General features: G+C 75.9%; 10 protein-coding genes. 2 read left to right on the forward strand and 8 right to left on the reverse strand.

Annotation, left to right across the window (positions count from 1 at the left end):
• Positions 1-22: 22 nt before the first annotated feature.
• The 3 genes from ACGF7U_RS11005 to ACGF7U_RS11015 form a co-directional block, all read right to left on the reverse strand.
• Positions 23-754, reverse strand: coding sequence for a Clp protease N-terminal domain-containing protein (locus tag ACGF7U_RS11005; protein WP_393105243.1), 732 nt, complete (start codon positions 752-754; stop codon positions 23-25).
• Between the two features lie 148 nt (positions 755-902).
• Positions 903-1103, reverse strand: coding sequence for an MbtH family protein (locus tag ACGF7U_RS11010; protein WP_393105245.1), 201 nt, complete (start codon positions 1101-1103; stop codon positions 903-905).
• A gap of 118 nt (positions 1104-1221) precedes the next feature.
• Positions 1222-1848 (reverse strand): TetR/AcrR family transcriptional regulator, encoded by a 627-nt coding sequence (locus ACGF7U_RS11015; RefSeq protein ID WP_393105247.1) that lies wholly within the window; start codon positions 1846-1848, stop codon positions 1222-1224.
• A gap of 90 nt (positions 1849-1938) precedes the next feature.
• On the opposite strand from ACGF7U_RS11015, the gene ACGF7U_RS11020 reads away from it, so the two are divergent.
• Positions 1939-2895 carry an ABC transporter ATP-binding protein gene (locus ACGF7U_RS11020; protein WP_393105249.1) on the forward strand — a complete coding sequence of 319 codons (957 nt, stop codon included), beginning with the start codon at positions 1939-1941 and terminating at the stop codon, positions 2893-2895.
• Entirely contained in the window at positions 2879-3604 is a 726-nt protein-coding gene (locus ACGF7U_RS11025) for an ABC transporter permease (RefSeq protein ID WP_393105251.1), read from the forward strand. The genes ACGF7U_RS11020 and ACGF7U_RS11025 overlap by 17 nt, the downstream gene beginning before the upstream one ends.
• 1 nt (position 3605) lies before the next feature.
• Here the strand turns inward: ACGF7U_RS11025 and ACGF7U_RS11030 are convergent, their stop codons facing one another.
• The 5 genes from ACGF7U_RS11030 to ACGF7U_RS11050 form a co-directional block, all read right to left on the reverse strand.
• Positions 3606-4760: a hypothetical protein gene (locus ACGF7U_RS11030; protein WP_393105253.1), complete on the reverse strand. Its 1155-nt coding sequence runs from the start codon at positions 4758-4760 to the stop codon at positions 3606-3608.
• On the reverse strand, positions 4723-7938 hold the full coding sequence (locus tag ACGF7U_RS11035; RefSeq protein ID WP_393105255.1) for an amino acid adenylation domain-containing protein: 3216 nt from the start codon (positions 7936-7938) through the stop codon (positions 4723-4725). Before ACGF7U_RS11035 ends, ACGF7U_RS11030 begins: the two co-directional genes overlap by 38 nt.
• On the reverse strand, positions 7935-15089 hold the full coding sequence (locus ACGF7U_RS11040) for an SDR family NAD(P)-dependent oxidoreductase (RefSeq protein WP_393105257.1): 7155 nt from the start codon (positions 15087-15089) through the stop codon (positions 7935-7937). The genes ACGF7U_RS11035 and ACGF7U_RS11040 overlap by 4 nt, the downstream gene beginning before the upstream one ends.
• A gap of 11 nt (positions 15090-15100) precedes the next feature.
• On the reverse strand, positions 15101-21142 hold the full coding sequence (locus tag ACGF7U_RS11045; protein WP_393105259.1) for an amino acid adenylation domain-containing protein: 6042 nt from the start codon (positions 21140-21142) through the stop codon (positions 15101-15103).
• Positions 21139-22977: acyltransferase domain-containing protein (locus ACGF7U_RS11050; protein ID WP_393105261.1), on the reverse strand; the 1839-nt coding region annotated here is incomplete at its 5' end. The genes ACGF7U_RS11045 and ACGF7U_RS11050, both read right to left, overlap by 4 nt.

Genomic DNA, 22977 nt, shown 5'->3' on the forward strand with positions numbered 1-22977 from the left:
GTCGGGCGTCGGCCTCGGCGTGTCAGCCCCGGGCGCCCTTCGCGGCGGCCCCGAGCGCCGCGACGAGCGTCGACTCGGCGGTGGCCTTGTCGACGCTGAGCCCGGCGAGCACGCCCGTGCCGTTCTCCAGCTCCAGCAGGGCGAGCAGGATGTGCTCGGTGCCGATGTAGTTGTGCCCCAGCCGCAGCGCCTCGCGGAAGGTCAGCTCCAGCGCCTTCTTGGCCTGCGCGTCGTACGGGATCAGGGCGGGAACCTCGGCCGACGACGGCGGCAGCGCGGCCGTCGCGGCCTCGCGCACCCGCTCCAGCGACACGCCCTGCGCGACGATCGCCTTCGCGGCGAGGGCCTCCGGCTCGGCGAGCAGCCCCAGGAGCACGTGCTCCGGGCGGATCTCGGCGTGCCCGGTGGCCCTCGCCTCGTTCTGCGAGGCCATCACCACGTTGCGGGCGCGGGGGGTGAACCGGTTGAAGCCCTGCTGCGGGTCGAGCGGCGCCTCGGGGGCCTTCGGCACGAAGCGCTTCTGCGCCGCCTGCTTGCTGACGCCCATGCTCCGGCCGATGTCCGTCCACGAGGCGCCGGAGCGCCGCGCCTGGTCCACGAAGTGGCCGATCAGGTGGTCGGCGATCTCGCCGAGGTGGTCGGCCGCGATGACCGCGTCGGCGAGTTGGTCGAGCGCGTCGGTGTGCGCCTTTTTGATCGCCTGGATGAGGTCGTCGAGCCGAACCGGGTTGCTCATCTGCACTGGATCCGTCATGCGTCAACGATAGGTTGACGCATGCTCGTCGTCAACCCCGAGTTGACGACGATTCGCCGACGCCTGCGGGGCCGTCGACCGCCGGCAGGCGCCGGTCCGGCGGCGCGTCGGGACCGTCGCATGGGGACGGCGGCGCGCCACCGGCCGGTCAGGCCGCGCTTCCCGCCGTCCGCAGGCTGGCCGGGCGCATGTCCGTCCAGACGCTCTCGATGTGGGCCAGGCACTCCTCCCGCGAGCCCCGGACGTCCGCCGTCCGCCACCCCTCCGGCACCGGCCGGTCGGCCGGCCAGATCGAGTACTGCTCCTCGGTGTTGCGGACGACGACGTACTGCTCCGCTTCGAAACTCATCCCGCGTCTCCCCGTCACGAACCGGTCGATGAGATCACTGGTACCGCACGACCCTATGCCAGCCGACGCGGCCGGGGCAACGACGACCTTCACTCGATCCCCGGGCGTCGGCGGCGGCTCAGTCCGCGGTGCCGCCGGGCTGCGGCGCGTCGTCGGACAGCGGCCGGACGAGGAGCTCGAACGCCTCGGCGTACCAGGTCTCCGGCACCGACTCCGGGTCGACCAGGCGCTGGATGCTCAGCCCGATGTCCAGCCCGAGGAGCAGCGTCGCCGTGCGCGCCACCAGCGCCGGGTCCGGCCCGTCGGCGCGGGCGGTCAGGTGCGCGGCGATGCCGGCGCGGGTGCGGCGCAGCGCCTCGATGTAGCGGGGACGCACCCGCGGGTTACGCATGGCGGCGATCCAGAACTCCATCATCAGCAGCGCGAAGTCGGCGTTCTCGCCGGCACGGTCGCCGGTCGAGTTGGCCGAGCTGAGGGCGGCGAACGCCTGCACCATGTCGGTCTCGCCCGCGGTGACCTCGGTCAGGTCGGTGCCGATGATGTCCAGCTGCCGGTCGAGCAGGGCGAGGATGATGTCCTCCTTGTTGCGGAAGCTGGAGTACACCGCGCCCTTGGTCAGGCCGGCCGCCGCGGCGATGTCGTCGAGGGAGGCCGCCGGCCCCCGCTCGGCGAGCAGCCGCTGCGCCGCGTCGAGCAGGCGGTTCCGGTTGTGCCGCTGCCGCTCCTGGCGCCCCATCCGTTCCATCAGGCGACTCTCCCGTCATTCCGCTTGACCAGAATCTCCGCATTCCGCATACTCGGCGGTATCTGAATACCGACCAGTATCGGAGATGTCATGGTGCTGCGCGTGGACCATGTCTGCAAGGAGTATCGCGGAGGGGTGCGGGCCAACGACGACATCAGCATCCGGGTGAACGCCGGCCAGGTCTACGGCCTGCTCGGCCACAACGGCGCCGGCAAGACCACGCTGGTCAACCAGGTCGCCGGGCTGATCCGGCCGACCAGCGGCACGATCCGCATCGGCGACGGCGACCCGGTCGCCGACCCCGGGTTCGCCCACCGGGTCTGCTCGGTGCAGCCGCAGGCCCAGGTGCCGCTGATGGGCGTCACGCCACGCCAGGCCATCACCCTGGTCGCCCGGATCCGGGGCGCCGGCCGGGCCGAGGCGACCGCCGCCACCCAGCGGCTGCTCGACGCCCTCGACATCACCGAGTGGGCCGACACGCCGGCGGAGCGCCTCTCCGGCGGTGTCCGCCGCCTCGCCGCGTACTGCCTCGCGGCCGTGCGGCCGGGCAAGGTGATCGTGCTCGACGAGCCCAGCAACGACGTCGACCCGGTGCGCCGGCGGCTGCTGTGGCAGCAGGTCCGGTCGCTGGCCGACGACGGGGCGGCCGTCCTGCTGGTCACCCACAACCTCACCGAGGTCGAGCGGATCCTCGACCGGCTCTCGGTCCTGGCGCACGGCCGGGTGGTCGCCGAGGGCACCGTCGCCGACCTGCGCGCCGGCGCCGGCCCGGCGCTGCGGCTCGACATCAGCCTGGCGGCCGGCAGCGAGGAGCCGGCACCGCCGCCGTTCACCGGGCAGCCGCCGCGACGGGACCGCCAGCGGCTGGTGTACGCCCTGGACACCGCCGAGGCGGTGGCCGCCACCGAGTGGGCGGCGCGCATGCAGGCCGCCGGCACCATCGAGGACTTCTCGCTCTACCCGATGCGGGTCGAGGACATCTACCTCGCCCTCGAAGAACACCAGCCGGCAACCGACGTGGAGGTCAACGATGTCGTGGCTCCGTAGCTACGCCCTGCTGCTGCGCTGGAACGCGCTGCGGCTGCGCTTCCTGCTCCCCCTCTTCGCGATCGTCTCCGCCGGGCTCTCGGTCGGCATCATCGTCGGCTTCGCGTACCTGCTGCCCGACGTCGACGCCACCAGCGCCGCGTTCCTCGCCACCGGCGGCCCGACCATCGGGCTCATCACCGTCGGGCTGGTGATGGCCCCGAACATGGTGGCGCAGAGCAAGTTGCAGGGCAGCTTCGAGTTCGACCAGACGCTCCCCGTCCCACCGCTGGCCTCCGTCGCCGCCGGAGTCACCGTGTGGATCCTGGGCGCGTTGCCCGGGCTCGTGCTGTCGCTGGTGGTCGCCGCGTTCCGCTTCGACCTGCGACTGGACCCGAGCCCGCTGGTGATCCCCGCCGCCCTGCTCGTCGCCCTGACCGCCACCACGCTCGGCTACGGGCTGGCCCACGCCCTCCCGCCCGCCGCGGTCGGCCTCGTGACCCAGCTCGTCGTCTTCGTCACGCTGATGTTCTCCCCCGTCAACTTTCCCGTTGACCGGCTACCGGGATGGTTGCAGGCCGTGCACGTCGTGCTCCCGTTCCAGTACATGGCGCAGAGCGTGCGCGAGTCACTCGTCGGCGGCATCAGCGGCACCCCGTACCTCGTGATGGGCGCGTGGTGCCTGGCCGGTCTCGTGGTGACCTACCGGCTGATCGTCCGCCGGCCCTGACTCAGGCAGGGGTCACCTCGTAGAGCGGGAAGTAGCTGTCGAAGGCGTCCTGGGAGTAGGCGTCGGCCAGCTGCGGGATGGCGTCGAAGGAGGTCACCGGCTCGTTGATCTCGGGCAACCAGCCGGTGCTCTCCTGCACGTCCCGGATCCGCCGGCAGTCCTGGAACCGCCAGGCGTGGGTGTGCACGTGGATGTGCCGGCCGATGCACTCCACCGCCCGCAGGTTCGACAGCCGCATGCCGTGCTTCCAACCGACGGTGGCGAGCACGCTCTCGCGGGCCAGCGACTGCAACGTCACCCGGTGCAGCCCACCGCCCATGTTGTCCAGGAAGATCGAGACGCCATGGCCGCCGCTGATCTCCATCACCCGCTCGACGAAGCGCCGCTTGGAATCCTTGTGCCGGTCCATCGCGTCCGGATCACCGGACGCCTTCGCCACGTCGTAGTCCAGGTCTGGGAACTCGCGACGGTCGATCGGCACGGCGCCGGTGGCGGCGATCGCGGCCAGCCGGCTGTCCCGGCCGGAGACCATGGCCGTCCGGAAGCCGTCCCGCCGGGCCAGCTCCAGCTGCGCCCAGACCACGCCACCGCCCCAGCCGATCACCAGCGGAGGCTCGTCCCAGTGGTCGTCGACCTGCGCCTCCCAGCAGCGCCGGGCCACCCGCCAGTTGTCCCACGCGGTGAAGTACCGGGCGAACGGCGCCCAGCGTTCGATGGGGTAACGGCTCTGCTCCGGCAACGGCACCAGCAGCCGCGCCTCCGTGACGAACCGCCCGGACAGCAGCCCCGGCGAGCCCGGAGCGTCGTACGCGCAGATCCGCTCGGCGTAGCCGTTGCGGTCGATCACCCCGAACGGGATCCACAGGCACTGCTGCCCCTCGCGCAGGTCCCGCACGCCCGGTCCGGCCGCGAGCACCCGCACCACGCCGCAGGTCCCGAGGACGATCTTGTCGTCGCCCCGCTGCCGGGCCACGTCCACGGGGTGCCGGGAGATCGCGTGCTCCATGTTGGCTTCCCAGCAGCCCACCAGCGGCTCGACGAGGACCTCGCCCTCCTCGGGCCGGCGCACCGGGATCTGCTCCAGCGTCAGCTGTCCCCGGGTCGGCTCGCTCCCCGGTTCAGTGGCATGCAGCACCCACGCCTTGGTCGTCGCCATCCTGCACCTCCTGATCGTCGTCATCCATCTGGGCGGCCAGTGCCTGTTCCACGGCGGCGGCGAACGCCGCCACCGTGCGGTTCTCGAAAACACTGCGGATCGGCAGGTCCACCTGCCACGCCCGGCGGGCCCGCGACACCACCTGGGTCGCCTTGATCGAGGTCCCGCCGAGGGCGAAGAAGTCACCGTCGGGGCCGAGGCCGTCCACCTGGAGCACCTGGCCCCAGAGCGTCGCCACCGCCTGCTCGGTGACCGTCATCTCGCCGGCCTCGGCCCCGCCCTCCCCGGCGAGGTCGCGCGGCGACGGCAACGCGCGCACGTCGAGCTTCCCGCTGCTGGTCAGCGGCAGCCGGTCGAGCGACACCACGGCGCCGGGCAGCATGTACTCCGGGAGCACCTGCGCGCAGTGCGCGAGCAGCTTCTCCGCGTCCACCCGCGCCGCGCCGGCCGGCACCACGTACGCCACCAGGGTGTCGGGCGTGCCGTCCGTGCCGTCCGAGGCGCGGGCCACCACCGCGCACTCGGCCACGTCGTCGTGCCGGCGCAGCACCGCCTCCACCTCGCCGGTCTCGATGCGCAGGCCGCGCACCTTGACCTGCTGGTCGGTGCGGCCGAGGAAACGCAGCGCGCCGTCCTCGGTCCAGCGCACCAGGTCGCCGGTGCGGTAGAGGCGGGCACCGGGCGGGCCGAACGGGTCCGGCACGAACCGCTGGGTGGTCAGGTCGGGGCGCCCGGCGTACCCCCGGGCCAGTCCGGCGCCCCCGACGTGCAGCTCGCCGGGGATGCCGATGCCGACCGGGCGGCCCGCCGCGTCCAGCACCCGGACCGTGACGTTCGGGATGGGCCGGCCGATGGGCGGGGCCTCGTCCTCCGGGCCGCACTCGTGCACCGAGACCCAGATCGTCGCCTCGGTCGGGCCGTACGCGTTGAAGACCCGGCGCCCGCTGGTGCGCCACTGCCGCATCAGCGACGCCGGCAGCGCCTCGCCGGCGAGGACGAGCGTGCGCAACTCCGGCAGGGCGGCGACCGGCACCGCCGCCAGGGCCGACGGGGTGATGGTCAGCGCGGTGATCCGCTCGGTGGCGAGCAGGTCCCGCAGGTCCGGCCCCGGCGCCACCCGCTCGGCCGGCGCGAGGTGCAGCGTGGCGCCCGCGCCGAGGGCCATGGCCACGTCGAAGACCGACGCGTCGAACGTCGGCGACGCCCACTGCAGCACCCGGTCGTCCGGGCCCAGCCCGAAGAGCGCGCGCTGGGCCGCGATCACGTTGCACAGCCCCCGGTGCGGGACGAGCACGCCCTTCGGCCGGCCGGTCGAGCCGGAGGTGTAGATGGAGTAGGCCAGGTCGTCGGGGCCCGCCGACTCGGGCAACCGGTCGTCGGCCAGGTCGGCGTACCGGTCCCGGTGGGCGTCCAGCAGGACGGTCTCCACCCCGGCGCGCGGCAGGCCACCCCGGTGGCGCCGGTCGCTGACCACCACCGCCGCGCCGGCGTCGGCGAGGATGTCGGCCAGCCGGGCCGGCGGGTGGTCGGGGTCCAGCGCGACGAAGTAGCCGCCGGCCTTGAGCGCGGCGAGCATCGCCACGACCAGTTCCGGGGTACGCCCCAGGCACAGCGCGACCGGCGTGCCCGGTCCCACGCCCAGACCGCGCAGGTGCCGGGCGAGCCGGTTGGTCCGGCGGTCCAGTTCCCGGTAGGTGACCGACTCGCCGCCGGCGCGCAGCGCGATCCGGTCGCCGCCCAGGTCGGCCTGCTCCTCGACGAGCCGGTGCACGGTCGTCGCGTCCGGGTACGGCGCGGACGTCCCGCTCCAGCCGGCCACCGTGGCGCGCTCGGCGTCGGTCAGCACGTCGACGTCCCGCACCGGCGTGTCCGGGCGCGTCGCCACGGTGTCGACCACCGTCGCGAGGTGCCCGAGCAGCCGGGCCACGGCGTCGTGGCCGACCCGTCGGGGGTCGTAGCCGACCCGGACGGCGAGCCGCTCCCCCTCCGGGATCACCAGCACCGACAGCGGGTAGTTGGTCCGGTAGCGGTACTGCCCGTCGCGGATCTCCACCGCGCCGCTGCGCCGGTGCAGCACACCCACCCCGGGCAGGTTGAGCACGGTCATGATGGTGTCGAACAGGGGCAGGCCCGGGGGCACCTCGCTCCACCGCTGCACCTGCTCCAGCGGGCTGAAGTCGTACCGGCGCAGCGCCGCCTGTTCGTGTTGCAGGTCGACGGCGGTGGCGAGGACCGAGCGGGCCGCATCGAAGCGGACCCGCACCGGCAGGGTGTTGATGAACAGGCCGGCGGTCTGCTCCACCCCCGGCACGTCCGACGGCCGGCTGGACAAAGTGCCCCCGAACACGACGTCGTCCCGCCCGCTGTGCGCCCGCAGGACCAGCGCCCAGCAGGTCTGGAGCAGGGAACCGAGGGTCACCTCCCGACGCCGGCCCAGCTCGCGCAGGGCCGCCACGGTCTCCGCCGGCACGTGCAGCACCTGCTCCGGGTTGTCCCGCCCGGACGGCTCCGGCGCGCTGCCGTCGGCCGGGCGGATCCACGCCGGGGTGGTCGAGTCGGTGACGCCGCGCAGCGCCTCCCGCCACGCCTGGCGGGCCGCGTCGAGGTCCTGGGCCCGCACCCAGCCGACGTACTCGTGGAAGGAGGTCGCCGGCCTGGTCTCCAGCTTCCGCCCGGCGGCCAGCGTGTCGTAGTTGGCGAACGCCTCGTCGAGCACCATCAGCGCCGACCACGCGTCCAGCAACAGGTGGTGGTAGCGCAGGACGAACGTGTAGTCCTCCTCGCCGGTGCGGATGAGGGTCAGCCGGACCAGCGGCGGCTGCTGGACGTCGAACCCCTGGAGCCGGTCGGCGCGCAGCCGCTCCTCCAGCCGGGCCGGCAGCTCCGCGGCGGGCACGTCGCGCCAGTCGAGGGTCTCCATGGGCACCTCGACGTGCTCCCGGACCACCTGGACGGGCTGCTTGATGTCCTCCCAGTGGAACGACGTGCGCAGCACCGCGTGCCGCTGCGTCAGCGCCTGCCACGCCGCGAGCAGCAGGTCCGGGTCGACGGGCCCGTGCAGCCGGTACTCGACCTGGTCGACGTAGAAGGCCGCCCGGGGGTCGGCGAGGCTGTGCGACAGCAGCCCTTCCTGCATGTACGACAACCGGTAGATGTTGTCGACTCCGGGAACGGTCACGGCTTGTCCTTCCTCAGCGTCTCGGGTGCGGTGGGACGTCCGTTCGGCCGGCCGGAGGTCGCCCCGGCCAGTTGCGCGGCCAGCGCGGTCAGGTCGCTCGCGTCCAGCCCGGCGTCGGCGAACGCGGCCAGGTCGGCGGGTGCGCGGCGGCCCTTCCCCGCCGGCGCCCGTTCCCCGGGCGGGTGCTCGCCCGGCGCCGGGACGGCGTCCGCGTCCGCGCGCTCGCCGGCGTCCCGGTCCTCGGCGTCCCGGTCGTCGACGGCGACGGCGGCGAGGTCACGGACGGTCGGGTGGGCGAAGACGTCGGCCTCGGCGATCCGCAGGCCCGCCCGGCGGGCGGCCCCGACCAGCCGGAGGCTGAGGATCGAATCGCCCCCGAGGTCGAAGAAGTTGTCGGTGACGCCGACCCGGTCGACCCGGAAGATCTCCGCCCAGATCTCGGCGAGGATCTGCTCGCGCGGGCTCTCCGGCGCCCGGTGGGGGCGGCCGGTGCCCGCCCCGGCGGCCGGGGTCACCGGGGCCGCGTCGACCAGTTCGGCGTAGGGGCCGGGGCGCCACCGCCGCGGCAGGTGCCCGGCGAGCCGCGACCAGTCGGCGTCCGCGACCACCAGGCACGGCGGCCCGGCCGCGGAACCCGCCAGCACGTCGAGGCCGGTGGCCGGGTCGAGGGGGTGCAGGCCGAAGGCGGTCAGCCGGTCCCGCTCGCGGGCGCCCAGCCGGGCCGCCATCCCGGTCTCCGCCCACGGGCCCCAGGCGATGCTGACCGCCGGCAGCCCGAGGGCCCGCCGGTGTCCGGCGAGCGCGTCGAGGAAGGCGTTCCCGGCGGCGTACCCGGCCTGGCCGGCGGTGCCGACCACCCCGGCCAGCGAGGAGAACAGCACGAAGAAGTCGAGCTGGTCGTGCAGGGTGGCGAGGTGCAGCTGCGCGGCGGCCAGTTTGGGCCGGAGCGGGTTGTCGAGGCGGTCGGGCGTCTGCGCGCCGAGCGGGGCGTCGTCGAGACCGCCGGCGGCGTGCACCACGCCCCGCAGCGGCGGGCCGGCGCGCCGCGCGGCGGCCACCGCCAGGTCCAGCGCCACCGGGTCGGTGACGTCGCAGGTCAGGGTCCGGACCCGGTCGCCCTCGCCGGGGAGGGGCTCGGCGTCCGCGACGGTCGTGGCGCCCCGGGACAGCAGCCACACCCGGCCCGCGCCCCGCTCCAGCAGCCAGGCCGCGACCCGGCGGCCGAGGCCGCCGGTGCCGCCGGTGACGAGGTAGCCGCCGTCCGGGTCAACGGGCAGGCTCTCCGGCCGGTCCGCCGGCGCCGGCAGCAGGCGGGGCGCGAGCGTCCCCGCCGGGCGGACGGCCTGCTGCGGCGGCGGGGCGGGGGAGGTCAGCGCGGCGAGCACGGCGGCGGCGTCCGCGGCCGGGTCGGCGCCGTCGGGCGGCAGGTCGAGCAGGACGATGTCGGCGTCCGGCCGCTCGGTCATCGCCACCCGGCCCAGCCCCCACACGGCGGCGTGGGTGGGGTCGACCGGGGCGGCGTCGTCGGTCTGCTGGCAGCCGCGGGTGACGAGCACCAGCCGGGCCCCCGGGTGCCGGGCGGCCTGGGCGTGCAGCAGGTGCAGCGCGGCGTGCGCGCCGTCAGCCTGCCGGTCGTGCAGCGCCGCGGCGCCGCCCGGCACGCCGGGGCCGTCGTCGAGGGGCCACAACAGGGCGACACCGCGCAGCGGCTCCGGTCCCGGCTCCGCCAGCAGGGCGGGCAGCCCGCCGGGGTGCTCGGCGGCCGCCGCCGGCCCGACCGTCCGGCAGGTCCCGCCGCCGTCGCGCACGGCCGCCGCGACCCGGTCGGCGACGCCCCCGCCGTCGGCCAGGAGCAGCCAGCCGCCGGTGGTGCCGCCCGTCGCCCGTTGCGGGGCCGGGTCGGCGGGACGCCAGTCGATCCGGTGGCGCAGGCGGTCACCGGCGTCGCCGCCGCGCAGCAGCGCGTCCCGGCGTACCCGGCGCAGCCGCAGGCCGTCGACGACCAGGCGGACCCGGCCGGCGGCCCGCAGGGTGACGTCGAGGACGAGGTCGTCGCCGTCGGGGGTGGCCGACCGGAGCCGGGCCCGGCAGGTCAGGTCGTCGTCGCCGGTGGCGCTCGGCCCGGGCGCGTACCAGACGAGCCGGTCGACGCCGACCGGGACGGCCAGCCCGCCGCCGTCGGTCGCCAGGGCCTGCGGGGCGAGCGCCAGGACCAGGCGCAGGCAGGAGTCGAGCAGGCCGGGTTCCGGTCGCGGGGACGGCGGCACGACGCGCGGGCGGCGCAGCGTCGCGTCGGCCTCGTCGCCGTGCCGTACGACCGACTCCAGCCACCGGTAGCGGGGGCCCAGCCGGTAGCCGGCGGCGTGCATCCGCTCCTCCAGGTCCGCCACCTCGGTGCCGGGGGTGTCGCGGGGACGGTCCGCTCCGGCCGGCGCCGGACCGGCCGGCCGCACGGTGCCGGTGGCGTGCACCCGCCAACGGGCCGGGTCACCCCCGGCCGCGCTGACCACCTCGGCGGCCCGCGCGGGGCCGTCCGGGGCGCCCAGCAGCACCTGGATCTGGACCCGCTCACCGGCGGTCAGGGTGAGCGGCTCGGGGAAGGTCACGTCGGTGACCTCGGCGCTCGGCACCCCGTCGGCGGCGCTCGCGGCGAGGATCGCGGCGAGGTGGTTGGCCGCCGAGACGACGCTCGCGCCGAAGAGGCCGTGGTCGGTCAGCCGCTCCGGCAGCTCGGGGCCGACGACCTGCTCGAAGACGCTGCCGGTGAGGGCGGGCGAGCGCAGTCGCTCACCGAGCGGACCGGTGTCGGCGGGCCGGCTCGCCCCGAGGCGGGTGTCGCGCCAGAAGCGGCGCCGCTGGAACGGGTACGTCGGCAGCGGCACCCGTCGGGCGTCCGGGTGTACGCGCTCCCAGGCCAGCGGCGCGCCCGCGCAGAAGGCGGCGCCCAGCGCGTCGCGGGTGACGGCGGCGTCCGCGCGGCCCCGGCGCATCGTCGGCACCCAGCGGGCGCCCCGCGGCACCAGCGCCCCGCGCCGGGCGAGCGTGCCGAGCACCGGGTCGGGGCCCAGCTCCAGCACCAGCCCGCAGTCCAGCTCGGCGAGGCGGCCCACCGCCTCGGCGAAGCGGACCGGCTCGCGGGCGTTGCGGCACCAGTAGTCGGCGTCCATCGGGCCGTCGAGCAGCCGCCCGGTCACCGTGGAGACGAGGTCCACGCGCGGCTCGGCGGGCCGGATGCGGGCCGCCTCGGCGGCGAGCCCGGCGCGGACCGGGTCCATCAGCGCCGAGTGGAACGCGTGCGACACCCGCAGGTCGCGGTGCCGGACGCCGGCGTCGGCCAGGGCCCGCGCCACGCTCTCGACGGCGCCGGCCGGGCCGGAGACGACGGTCTCGGCCGGGCCGTTGTAGGCCGCCACGGAGACGTCGGGGTGCCCGGCCAGCACGGCCTCCGTGGCCGCCCCGTCCGCCGCGACGGCGAGCATCCGGCCGCCGGCGGGCAGCGCGTCCATCAGGCGGGCGCGTACGGCCACCAGGCGGAGCGCCTGCTCCAGCGGCAGCACGCCGGCCACGCACGCCGCCGCGTACTCGCCGACGCTGTGCCCGAGGACGACCGCCGGCTCCAGGCCCCAGGAGCCCCAGAGCCGGGCGAGGGCGTACTCGACGGCCACCACGGCCGGCTGGGTCCAGCCGGTGCGGTGCAGCAGCTCACCGCCGTCGTGGAGCACCCGGACCAGGTCGTCGCCCAGGTGCTCACCGAGGATGTCGGCGCACTCGCGCAGGGCGGCGCGGAACACCGGTTCGGTGTCGTACAGCTCCCGGCCCATCCCCGGGTACTGGCAGCCCTGACCGGGGAAGACGAACGCGATCCGGGGGACGCCGCGCACCTCGCCCTCGACGAGGTCGTCGGCCCGGCCCCGGGCGTACCGGTCGAGGTGGTGCCGCAGTTCCGCCCGGTCGGCGCCGGTGACGGCCAGGCGGTGCCGCAACGGAGCGCGGAACCGGGCCGCGGCGGCGCAGACGGCGGACGCGGACAGTTCGGAATGCCGGTCGAGGTGGGCGGCGTAGCGGCCGGCGAGGGCCCGCAGCGCGGCGGGCGACCCGGCGGAGAGCGGCAGCAGCAGGGCGTCGCCGCGCGCGTCGTCGCCCTGCTGCCCGGTCGGGTCGGCGTGGTCGGCCGCGTCGGCCCGGTCGGCCGAGCCGGCGGGACCGGCCGCTGCGGCCGGCGCCGGGGCGGCCGGGGCGGTCGCGGGGCGGTGCTCGGCGAGCAGCACGTGCGCGTTGGTGCCGCCGATGCCGAACGAGCTGACGCCGGCGACCCGGGGCCGGCCGTCCGGCCCCTCCGGCCAGGGCCGGCCGGTGGTCGCCACCGTCAGGGGCAGCTCGTCCCAGGGCAGGCGGGGGTTGGGGGTGCGGAAGTTCAGGTGCGCCGGGATCCACCGGTGCCGCAGCGCCAGCACCGTCTTGATCAGGCCGACCACGCCGGCGGCCGCCTCCAGGTGACCGATGTTCGTCTTCACCGAGCCGACCACCAGCGGGTCGCGCCGGTCCCGGCCCAGCACGACGGCGGCGGCGCGCAGCTCGATCGGGTCGCCGAGCGGGGTGCCGGTGCCGTGCGCCTCCAGGTAGTCGACGTCGGCCGGGGCGAGGCCGGCGGCGCGCAGCGCATCGGTCAGCAGCTCCTGCTGCGCGGTGCCGTTCGGCACGGTCAGGCCGCTGCTGGCGCCGTCGTGGTTGACCGCCGAGCCGGCGAGCACGGCGTGGATGTCGTCGCCGTCGGCGATCGCGTCGGAGAGCCGCTTCAGCACCACCATCCCGGCGCCCTCGCCCCGGGAGTAGCCGTCCGCCGCCGCGTCGAAGGTCTTGCACCGGCCGTCCGGGGCGAGCGCGCCGGCCCGGCAGAGGAAGAGGGTGATGTCCGGGGCGAGCATCAGGTGCGCGCCGCCGGCCAGCGCCAGGTCGCACTCGCCGTTCCGCAGCGCCTGGGCGGCCAGGTGGACGGTGACCAGCGACGAGGAGCAGCCGGTGTCGACCGCCATCGACGGCCCGCGCAGCCCGAGCACGTACGACAGTCGTCCGGCCGCCACGCAGAAGAGGTTCCCGGTGCCGGTGTAGCCGTCGATCCGGGCCGGGTCGGCGATCTGGAGTCCCTTGTAGTCGTCGATGGACAGGCCGGCGAAGACGCCACTGCGGGTGCCGCGCAGCCGGTCCGCCGGCATCCCGGCGTGCTCCAGCGCCTCCCAGGCCACCTCCAGCAGGAGCCGCTGCTGGGGGTCCATGCTCTCCGCCTCCACGGCGGAGATGCCGAAGAAGTCCGCGTCGAAGGTGTCCACGGTGGGCAGGAAGCCGCCGCGCCGGGCGTAGATGGTGCCCGGTTCCAGGGGGTCGTCGCCGTGCAGCGCGTCGACGTCCCAGCGGTCGCGGGGCACCGGACCGGTGGCGTCGACGCCGTCGCGCAGCAGCCGCCAGAACTCGTCCGGGCCGTCGGCGCCGGGCACCCGGCAGGCCATGCCGACCACGGCGATCGGCTCGTCCGCGGCCGGCGCCCGGCCCGGACCGGCCGGGGTCGCCGCCGGCCCGGTCGCCGACCGGTCCGCGTCGCCGCCGCCGAGCCGGGCGGTCAGGTGGGCGGCGAGGTCGGCGACGCTCGGGTGGTCGAACGCCACCGTCGGCCCCACCGCGACGTGCGGGCGCAGGTCGGCGGCGAGGCGCTCGGCGAGGCGGACGGCGGTCAGCGAGTCGAAGCCGAGGGCGAACAGGCCCGCGTCGGCGGGGATCTCGGTGCGGTCGCGGCCCAGCACCTCCGCCGCGCGGTCCACGACGTACTCGCGCACCCGGTGGCCGAGCCCGGCCGGGCTGCCGGCGCGCAGCCGCTCCACGACGGACGACCCGGCCGAGACCCGCTCCGGCTCGCCGGCCGGGCCGGCCGTGGTCCGGGACACCGCCGGCAGCGCGTCCCAGCTGACGGGCAGGCCGGCGAGGTAGAGGTCGGCGGCAAGCGCGTGGACCGCCTCGGCGGCGTCCCGGTCCGGGCGCAGCGAGCCCAGCACGGTGGTGCCGACCCGCCCGCCCAGGCACTGCAGCAGCGCGGTGCGCAGCACCGGGGTGGGGCTCACCTCCAGGTGGACGGCGGCGCCGGCGCGGGCCACCGCGTCGAGGAAGCGCACCGGGCGGCGGGACAGCATCCCCCAGTGCTCCGCGCCCAGCCGGTCGCCGCCGACCAGGTCGCCGTGCACGGTGGAGACCATGTCGGTGGTGGTGGGCCCGTTGCGCAGCAGCGGCCGCAGGTCCGCCACCAGTTCCCCGGTGAACGGCTCCATCTGGGGGCTGTGGAAGGCGTAGTTGATGCCGAGGTCGCGGTGGAACACCCGGTCCGCGGCCAGCCGCGCCGCGGCGGCGTCCAGGGCGGACCGCTCCCCGGACAGCACCACGCTCGCCGGGCCGTTGACCGCCGCCAAAGACAGCCCCGGAGGCAGGTCGGCGAGCAGCCGGGTGGCCTGCTCCGCGGAGAGGCCGACGGCGAGCATCCCGCCGCCGCCGGTGGCGCGCTGCAACATCCGGCCCTGGTGGTACGCGACCGCCATCGCGTCCTCGATGCTGAGCGCCCCGGCCGCGTGGGCGGCGGTGATCTCGCCGAGGCTGTGCCCGATCACCACGTCGGGTCGCACCCCGAGGCTGTCCAGCAGGGCGAGCAGGCCGATCTCCACCGCGACGATCGCCGGCTGGGCGACGGCCGTCTCGGCCAGCCGGCTCGCCGCCGCCGGCCGGCGGATCTCCTCGACGACCGACCAGCCACCCAGCGCACGGACGGCGGCGTCGCACCGGTCCAGGGCGTCCGCGTACGGGGCGCACCCGGAGAGCCCGTCGCCCATGCCGGGCCACTGGGTGCCCTCCCCGGAGAAGACCATCGCCAGGCGCGGGGCGTCGACGCCGGTGGCCGTGCGTACCCCGTCGGTGGGCTCTCCGGCGGCGGCCGAGCGCAGCGCCGCCACCAGCGACGCCCGGTCCCCGCCGGCGGCGACCAGCCGGTGCGCCGCCCCCGCCGGCGCGTCCCGCGCGGTCGGCTCGGCCCCGGCGGCCAGCCGGTCGGCGGCCTCGGCGGCCCGGCGGCGCAGCGCGTCGGCGTCGGCGGCGCCGATCGGCACCATCCAGGACATGGGTACCTCCGTCACCGTGGTTCCGCCGCCGCCGCCGCCGGGACGGGGAACGGCGTGTCCTTGATCTGGTGGCCGCCCAGCTCGCCCTCCACCAGCAGCACCTTCCCGGCGGCGGGCCGCGCGGGCGGCCGGAGCGCCTCGGCGACCGGCCGGTACGGGTCGGCGGTGACCGCCGCGAGCGTCGCCACGAGGTCGTCGAGCACCCGGGCGGCGGACTCGTCGGTCAGCAGCTCGCGGTGGTAGGACAGGATCAGCCCCAGCTCCACCCCCGGCATCACGTCGAGCCGGAACGGCTCCGCCAGCCGGCTGAAGAACGTCGGGACCCGCTCGGTGGAGCCGAACAGCGTCGGGTCGAGGTTCTGGAAGACCAGGTACGCGTCGAACATCGGCCGGTCCGCCGGCCAGCCGGCCCACGCCGCCACCTGCTCCGGCGCCACGTACTGGTGGTGGGCGGCGTCGGCGCCGACGGTCATCACGTGCGACAGCAGGTCCACGACGGGCCGGTCCGGTTCGGGCAGCCGCACCCGCATCGGCAGCACGTTCATCGTCGGACCGGTCAGGTCCTCGACGCCGGGCAGGTCCGCCGGGCGGCCGTTGAAGAAGACCCCCAGGGTGGCCTCGGCGCGGCCGGCGTACCGGGCGAGCAGCGCCGCCCAGGCGGCCTGGACCAGCGTGTTCGGGGGCATCCGGAGCCGCTGTGCGGTGTCCCGCAGCGCCTCGGTCACGCGTGCGTCCACGTGCAGGTGCTGCCGGGCGTAGCCGCGCTGGGCGCCGGGGCGGTTGCCGGGCGCGGACGCGGCCAGCGGGGTCGGCGTCCAGCCGTCGGCGAACATGTCCCGCCAGAACGCCGGTGTGTCGGCGGGGACGCCGCGGCGGCGCAGCCAGGCGACGTAGCGGCTGAACGGCACGTCCGTGCCGGCCTGCGGGGTCTCGCCGGCGAGCAGCCGGTGGTACTCGCCGATGACGTCGCTGAGGAAGACGCTCAGGCTCCAGCCCTCCATCCGCAGATAGCTGAAGCTGAACACGGTCCGGTAGGCGTCCTCGTCCACCTTGGCCAGGAACAGCCGGATGCCGGCCGGGTCGTCGGGGCCGCAGCCCACCGCCTGGTCCTCGCGCAGGAAGCGGGCCAGCGCGGCGTCCTGCTCGGCGGCGGTGAGCCCGGTCCAGTCCTCGTACCGGGAGGGCAGCTCGACGTCGCGCCGCACCACCTGGAGCGGCTCGTCCAGGTCGGTCCAGACGAACATGGTCCGGAGCAGGGCGTACCGGCGGGCCAGTCCCGCCCAGCACCGGCGCAGCAGGGCCACGTCGATGGGGCCGCGCAGGGTGTCGACGCGTTGCACCAGGAACTCGCCGGGCCGCGGGTCGGTGACCAGCCGACGCAGCATGTGCGTCTGGTACGGGGCCAGCGGGAAGACCTCCTCGACGTCGGGATCGGCCAGCAGCCGCTCCCGGCGGGCCCGGTCGCGCTCCGACAGGCCCCAGTCCCCCGGCGGCTCCGGGGCGTCCCCGGCGGGGCCGTCGGCGACGCCGCCCTCGGCGAGGCGGGCGTCGGCGACCGCCGCCAGCTCCGCCACCGTCGGGTGGGCGAACAGGTCCCGGGGCACCAGCGGCAGGCCGGCCCGGTTGGCCCGGGCCATCACCCGGATCCCCCGGATCGAGTCCCCGCCCAGTTCGAAGTAGTTGGCGGTGGCGCTCACCCGCTCCAGGCCGAGGACGGACGCCCAGATGTCGGCGACGAGCTGCTCGGTGCCGTCGGCCGGCGCGACGTGCTCGCCCCGGTCCCGGGCGGCCACCGGCGGCGGCGCCGGCAGGTCCGACCAGTCCACCTTGCCGTTGAGGCTCAGCGGGATGTCGGACACCGGGACGAACACCGCCGGCACCGCGTAGCGCGGGATGCGGTCCTTCAGGTGCGCCCGCCAACGCGGGCCGAGTTCGCCCATCAGTCGGGCCTGGCGGGGCCAGTTCGCGAGTGCGCCGCTGCGCACCGGCGGCGCCGGCGGCCACGACGGGCGCACGTCGGCGCGGTGGAACAGGGCGTCCATCCGGGTCGGGTCGGCGGCCGACGGGGCGACGACGACGCGCACGCCCAGCTCGTCGGCGAGCCGGTACAGCTCGTCGGGGTCCACGCCGGCCGGTTCCCGGTCGATCCGGGCCCGCAGCTCGCCCACCGTCCGGCAGGTGCCGTCGCCGGCCCGCAGGGCGGCGACCTCGCGGAGGCGGCCGTTGGGTATCCCGGTCACGGCGACCGCCGGTTCCTCCCCGAGCCGGTCGCGCAGCCGGCCGGCCAGGTCGCCGTCCCAGCCCAGCGGGTCGGCGGCCGGCTCCGGCCCGGCCGGTGCGTCCGGCGCGGGGTCGGCGGCGACGTGGACCACCACGTCGTAGCGGAACCGGCTCAGCTCGTTGTCGTACCCGCCGGGCTTGAGCCGCACCTCGACGGCGGCGATGCCGGGCAGGGTGTCGCCGAGGGTGGTGAACAGCGCCGGGTCGAGCGCGAGTTCCTCCTCCTGCCAGGTACGGGCGGCGGCCCGGGCGAGCACCACCGCCGGGTCGGCCCCCGGGTCGGCCCGGTGCAGTTCCACCGAGCGGTGGAAGTCGGCCAGCAGCGGCAGGCTGCGGACGTCGCCGACGACGACCCGGCCGCCCGGGGCGACCAGGCGGCGGGCCTGCGCCAGCACCTGCCGCAGGTAGTCGACGTCCGGGAAGTACTGCACGACCGAGTTCAGCAGCACGGTGTCGAAGGACCCGGCGGGCAGGTCCGCCAGCTCGTGCGCGGCCCGTTCGTCGAGCGTCACGTTCGCCAGGCCGCGGGCCCGGACCTCGGAGCGGACCTGGCCGAGCGCGAACCGGGAGATGTCGGTGCCGTGGTACGACACGGCGTGCGGCGCGATGCGCAGCAGGAGCAGCCCGAGCCCGCAGCCCACCTCCAGGACCCGGCCGGGCGGCGCCGCCAGGGCCAGGGAGACCGTCTCGTCGACCCACCGCCGCATCTCGTCCGCCGGGATGGGGTCGCCGGTGTAGCTGCTGTTCCAGCTGGAGTAGTTGCTCTCCGCCGCGTCGGGGCTCTCCGGCTCGGTGTACGCGTCGTCGAAGACCCGGGCCCACTGGCCCACGGTGCCGTCGACGTCGTCGGTCGCCGGGGCCTCGTCCGGGGTCGCCGGCGCGGTCGCTTCCGGGTGTGCCCCGGCGCGGGGCACCACGTACGCCACGAGCTGGCCCTCGCCGGTCTCCCCACCGGCGTCGCGGCGCACGGTGACCACCGCGTCCCGCACGGTCGGGTGCTCCCGCAGGGCCGCCTCGATCTCGCCCAGCTCGAAACGGATGCCCCCGAGCTTGACCTGGAGGTCCTCCCGGCCGAGGTAGGACAGGGTGCCGCCGGGCCGCCACCGGACGACGTCGCCGGTGCGGTACATCCGGGCGCCGGGGCGGCCGCTGAACGGGTCCGGCACGAACCGCTCGGCCGTCAGCGCGGGCCGGCCCTGGTAGCCCCGGGCCACCTGGATGCCGCCGATGCACAGCTCGCCCGGCACGCCGACCGGCACCGGCCGCCCGGCCGGGTCCAGCACGTAGATGCTGGTGTTGTCGACCGGCGCGCCGATCGACACGTCGGCGGTGGCGTCCTCGCCGGGCGGGCACCGGTGGGCGGTCACGTCCACGGCGGCCTCGGTGGGGCCGTACAGGTTGTCCAGCCGGGCGGGCAGCCGCTCCTGGAGGCGGCGGACCAGGTCGCGGGGCAGCGCCTCGCCGCTGCACACCACCCGGCGCAGCCCGGTGCAGGTGGCCGAGCGCGGCTCGTCGAGGAAGAGCCGGAGCATCGACGGCACGAAGTGGACGGTGGTGATCCGCTGGTCGTTGATCAGGTCGACCAGGTAGCCGGGGTCGCGGTGCCCGTCGGGGCGGGCCATGGTGACGGTCGCGCCGACCAGCAGCGGCCAGAAGAACTCCCACACCGAGACGTCGAAGCTGGCGGGCGTCTTCTGCAGCACCGGCTCGCCGGCGGTCAACCCGAAGCGGCGCTGCATCCAGCGCAGCCGGTTCACCACGGCGCGGTGACTGTTCATCACCCCCTTCGGCGTCCCGGTGGAGCCGGAGGTGTAGATGACGTACGTCAGGTCGTCCTCGGTGACCCCGCTGGCCGGCGCCTGCTCGGACTCGTCGGCGCAGTCGTCGCGGTGCAGGTCGATCGCCGGCGGCGCGTCGGCCGGGAGCACGTCCCGCCCGCCGTCGCCGGTCAGCACGATCTCGGCGCCGCAGTCGGCGAGCAGGTACGCCAGCCGCGCGGGCGGGTGGTCCGGGTCCAGCGGCACGTAGCAGCCGCCGGCCTTGAGCACGCCCAGCAGCGCCACCAGCAGTTCGGGCGAGCGGTCGAGGCAGACCGCGACCCGGCTGTCGGGGCGTACGCCGTGCCGCCGCAGCCGGTTGGCCAGGCGGTTGCTGCGGCGGTCCAGCTCGGCGTAGGTGAGCGATCGGTCGTCCAGCCGGACGGCGACGTGCTCCGGGGTCCGCCGGACCTGCTCGGCGATCAGCTCGTGCAGGACGCGCGGCGCGGGCTCCGGGGCGGCGGTGTCGTTCCACGCCCGCAGGACGCGGTCGCGCTCCTCGGCGTCGATCAGCTCCAGCCGGGACAGCGGGGCGTCGGGGTCGGCGCAGACCTGGTCGAGCAGGCGCAGCAGGCTGGCCAGGATCCGCTCGACGGTGTCCCGGTCGAACAGGTCGGTGGCGTACTCCAACCCGCCGGGCAACGTGTCCCCGGCGTCCGCCAGGGAGAGCCACAGGTCGAACTTCGCCGAGCCGGTGTCCCCCTCGACCAGCCCGACGAGCTGGGTGTCGGCGGTCAGGTCGACCCGCGGCGGCGGGGTGTTGTTCAGCGCGAGCATCACCTGGAACACCGGGTTGTGGCTGGTGCTCCGCTCGGGTTGCAGCTCGTCGACGAGCTTCTCGAACGGCAGGTCCTGGTGGGCGAAGTCGGCCGACACGTCGGCGCCGACCCGGCTCAGCAGCTGCCGGAACGTCGGATCGCCGGTCACGGTGGTGCGCAGCGCCAGGGTGTTGGCGAAGAAGCCGAACAGGTCCTCCAGCTCCGGTCGGTTGCGGTTGGCCACCGGTGTGCCGACGACCACGTCGGGCTGCCCCGACCAGCGGGAGAGCACCACCGTGAAGGCGGCGAGCAGGACCATGAACAGGGTGCTGTCGGTGCCGGCGCAGAGGGCGCGCAGCCGCCCGGTGAGCCGCTCGTCGACGGTGAACCGGAGGGTGTCGCCGCGGAAGCTCTGCACGGTGGGCCGGGGCCGGTCGGTGGGCAGTTCCAGCAGCGCGGGGATGCCGTCGAGGCGTTCCCGCCAGTAGCGCACCTGCCGGGCCAGCTCGGGCCCGGACATCTGGGCCCGCTGCCACACCGCGTAGTCGGCGTACTGGAGCTTCAGCTCGGGCAGCCTCGGCGTGCCGCCGGTGACCAGCGCGGAGTAGCACTCGGCCAGTTCCCGGGAGAACACCCGACCCGACCAGCCGTCGGCGATGAGGTGGCTCCAGTTGACCAGGAAGACGTGCCGCTCCGGGGCGAGCCGGAACAGTCCGAACCGGACCAGCGGCCCCACCGCCAGCACGAAGGTCCGCCGGGCCTCCTCCTGGAGGGCCTGCCGCACCCGCTCGTCGCCTTCCGCCTCGCTGAGGTCGCTCAGGTCGGTCACCGGCAGGTCGACCGCCGCCGGCGGCGACACCACCTGCACCGGCTCGCCGTCGGCCTCCCGGATGGTGGTGCGCAGCGCCTCGTGCCGGTCGACGATGCGCTGCACGCTGTCCCGCAGCGCCGCCACGTCCAGCGGCCCGCGCAGCTCGACGGCCATCGGCGTGTTGTACGCCGGGCTGTCCGGCACCATCCGTTCGAGGAACCAGAGCCGCTGCTGGGAGAAGGAGAGCGGGGCCGGGCCGTCGTCGCCCCGGCGGGGGATCTCGTCGCGGTTGCCGCGCCGCCCCTTCGACCAGGCCGCCAGCAGCGCCTGCTTGGCCGGGGACAGCGCCGGGGCGGGGCGGGCCCCGCGCTGCTCGTCGACGGTCATCGCGCGGCCCCGTCCGGCTCGCCGCCGTGCGCTCCTGGCGCGGGGGCGCCGTCCGCTCCGGACCCGGAAGCACCGTGCGCTCCTGGCGCGGGGGCGCCGTCCGCTCCGGACCCGGAAGCACCGCGCGCTCCTGGCGCGGGGGCGCCGTCCGCTCCGGACCCGGAAGCACCGCGCGCTCCGGGATCGGGGGCGCCGTCCTGGAGGGCACGGATGATGGTGGCCTGGGCGGCGATGGTGTGCGCCTTGAACAGCTCCTCCAGCGGCAGGTCCACCGCGAAGCGTTCCCGCAGCCGCGTGACCAGGCGGGTGGTCAGCAGGGAACTGCCGCCGAGGGCGAAGAAGTTGTCGTGCACGCCGACGGTCTCGAAGCCGAGCAGCTCGCGCCAGGCGGCGGCGATGGACTCCTCCAGGTCGTCGCGGGGCGCCACGTACTCGGTGGTCAGGTGGGGACGCTGGTGCAGGGTGCTGCCGAGGTCCACGTCGAGGCTGGTCGGGCCGGCGTCGACCGGCTCCGGCGCCCGGCGCAGCGCCACCGAGTCGTCCTGCACGGGCACGGGGCCGTCCTCGGGCACGTCGATCCAGTACCGGCGACGCTCGAACGGGTAGGTCGGCAGGGACACCCGCCGGCAGGGCTGGCCGGCCGCGAACCCCTCCCAGTCGACGTCCACGCCGGACTCCCAGAGCCGGGCCAGGGTGGCCAGCAGGAACGCCTGGTCCGGCTGGGAGTCACGGGGGTGGCGGACGGACGGCAGGACCGGCGGGGCGCCGTCGCCGTTCGCCCCCACCAGCGCGCCGAGCACCGTGCCGGGACCGACCTCGACCAGCATCCGGTCGGCGGAGCCGGCGAGCAGGGTCTGCACCCCGTCGGCGAAGCGGACGGTGCCGCGCAGGTGGCGCACCCAGTAGCCCGGGTCGGTCGCCTCGGCCGGGGTGATCCAGGTGCCGGTGACGTTGGAGACGTAGGACTGGGTCGGCTCGCGCAGGGTGAGGCCGGCGACGTGGGCGCGGAACTCGTCGAGCACCGGCTCCATGGCCACCGAGTGGCCGAGGGTCTGCACGTGCAGCCGGCGGAAGTCCACCCCGTCGGCGGCGAGCCGGTCGGCCAGCTCCTGCACCGGCTCGACCAGGCCGGAGACGGTGCACTGGCCGGGGGCGTTCACCGCGGCGATGGAGAGTTCCGGTCCCAGCCGGGCGGCGAGCTCGTCCTCCGGCAGCGACACGGCGAGCATGGCGCCGCCCGGCAGCCGGTCGATGAGCTGGCCGCGCAGGGCCACGGTGTCGATCGCGTCGGCGAGGTCGAAGACGCCGGCCAGGCAGGCGGCCACGTACTCGCCGCTGCTGTGCCCGAGCATCGCGTCCGGGTGCACGCCCCAGGACTGCCACAGCCTGGCCAGCGCGTACTCCACGGCGAACAGGGCGGTGGTGACCCCGGCGGACGTGCCGAGGAACTCCTGCACGGCCCGGTCGCCGTCGGGGGCGCGGACCACGTCGCGCAGGTCGAAGCCGAGCCGGGGGGCGGCCAGGTCGGCGCAGCGGTCGAGGTGCTCGGCGAAGACCGGCTCGGTGGCGTAGAGCTGCCGGCCCATGCCGACGTACTGGCTGCCGCCGCCGGGGAAGAGGAAGGCGACCTTACGGCCGGGCCGGAAGTCGACGGCGGCGGTCGGCCGCGTGGTCAGCGCGGCGGCGGCCTGGGTGGCGTCGCGGCACACCACCGCCCGCCGACGCTCGAAATGCCGACGCCCCACCTGCAACGTGAACGCCACATCCGCCAACCCCACCCGACCCTCAGCCAACACCTGACCAACCCGACGCCCCACCTCCACCAGAGCCGACGG

The organism is Micromonospora sp. NPDC047670, from assembly GCF_043204915.1.
GTDB lineage: Bacteria > Actinomycetota > Actinomycetes > Mycobacteriales > Micromonosporaceae > Micromonospora.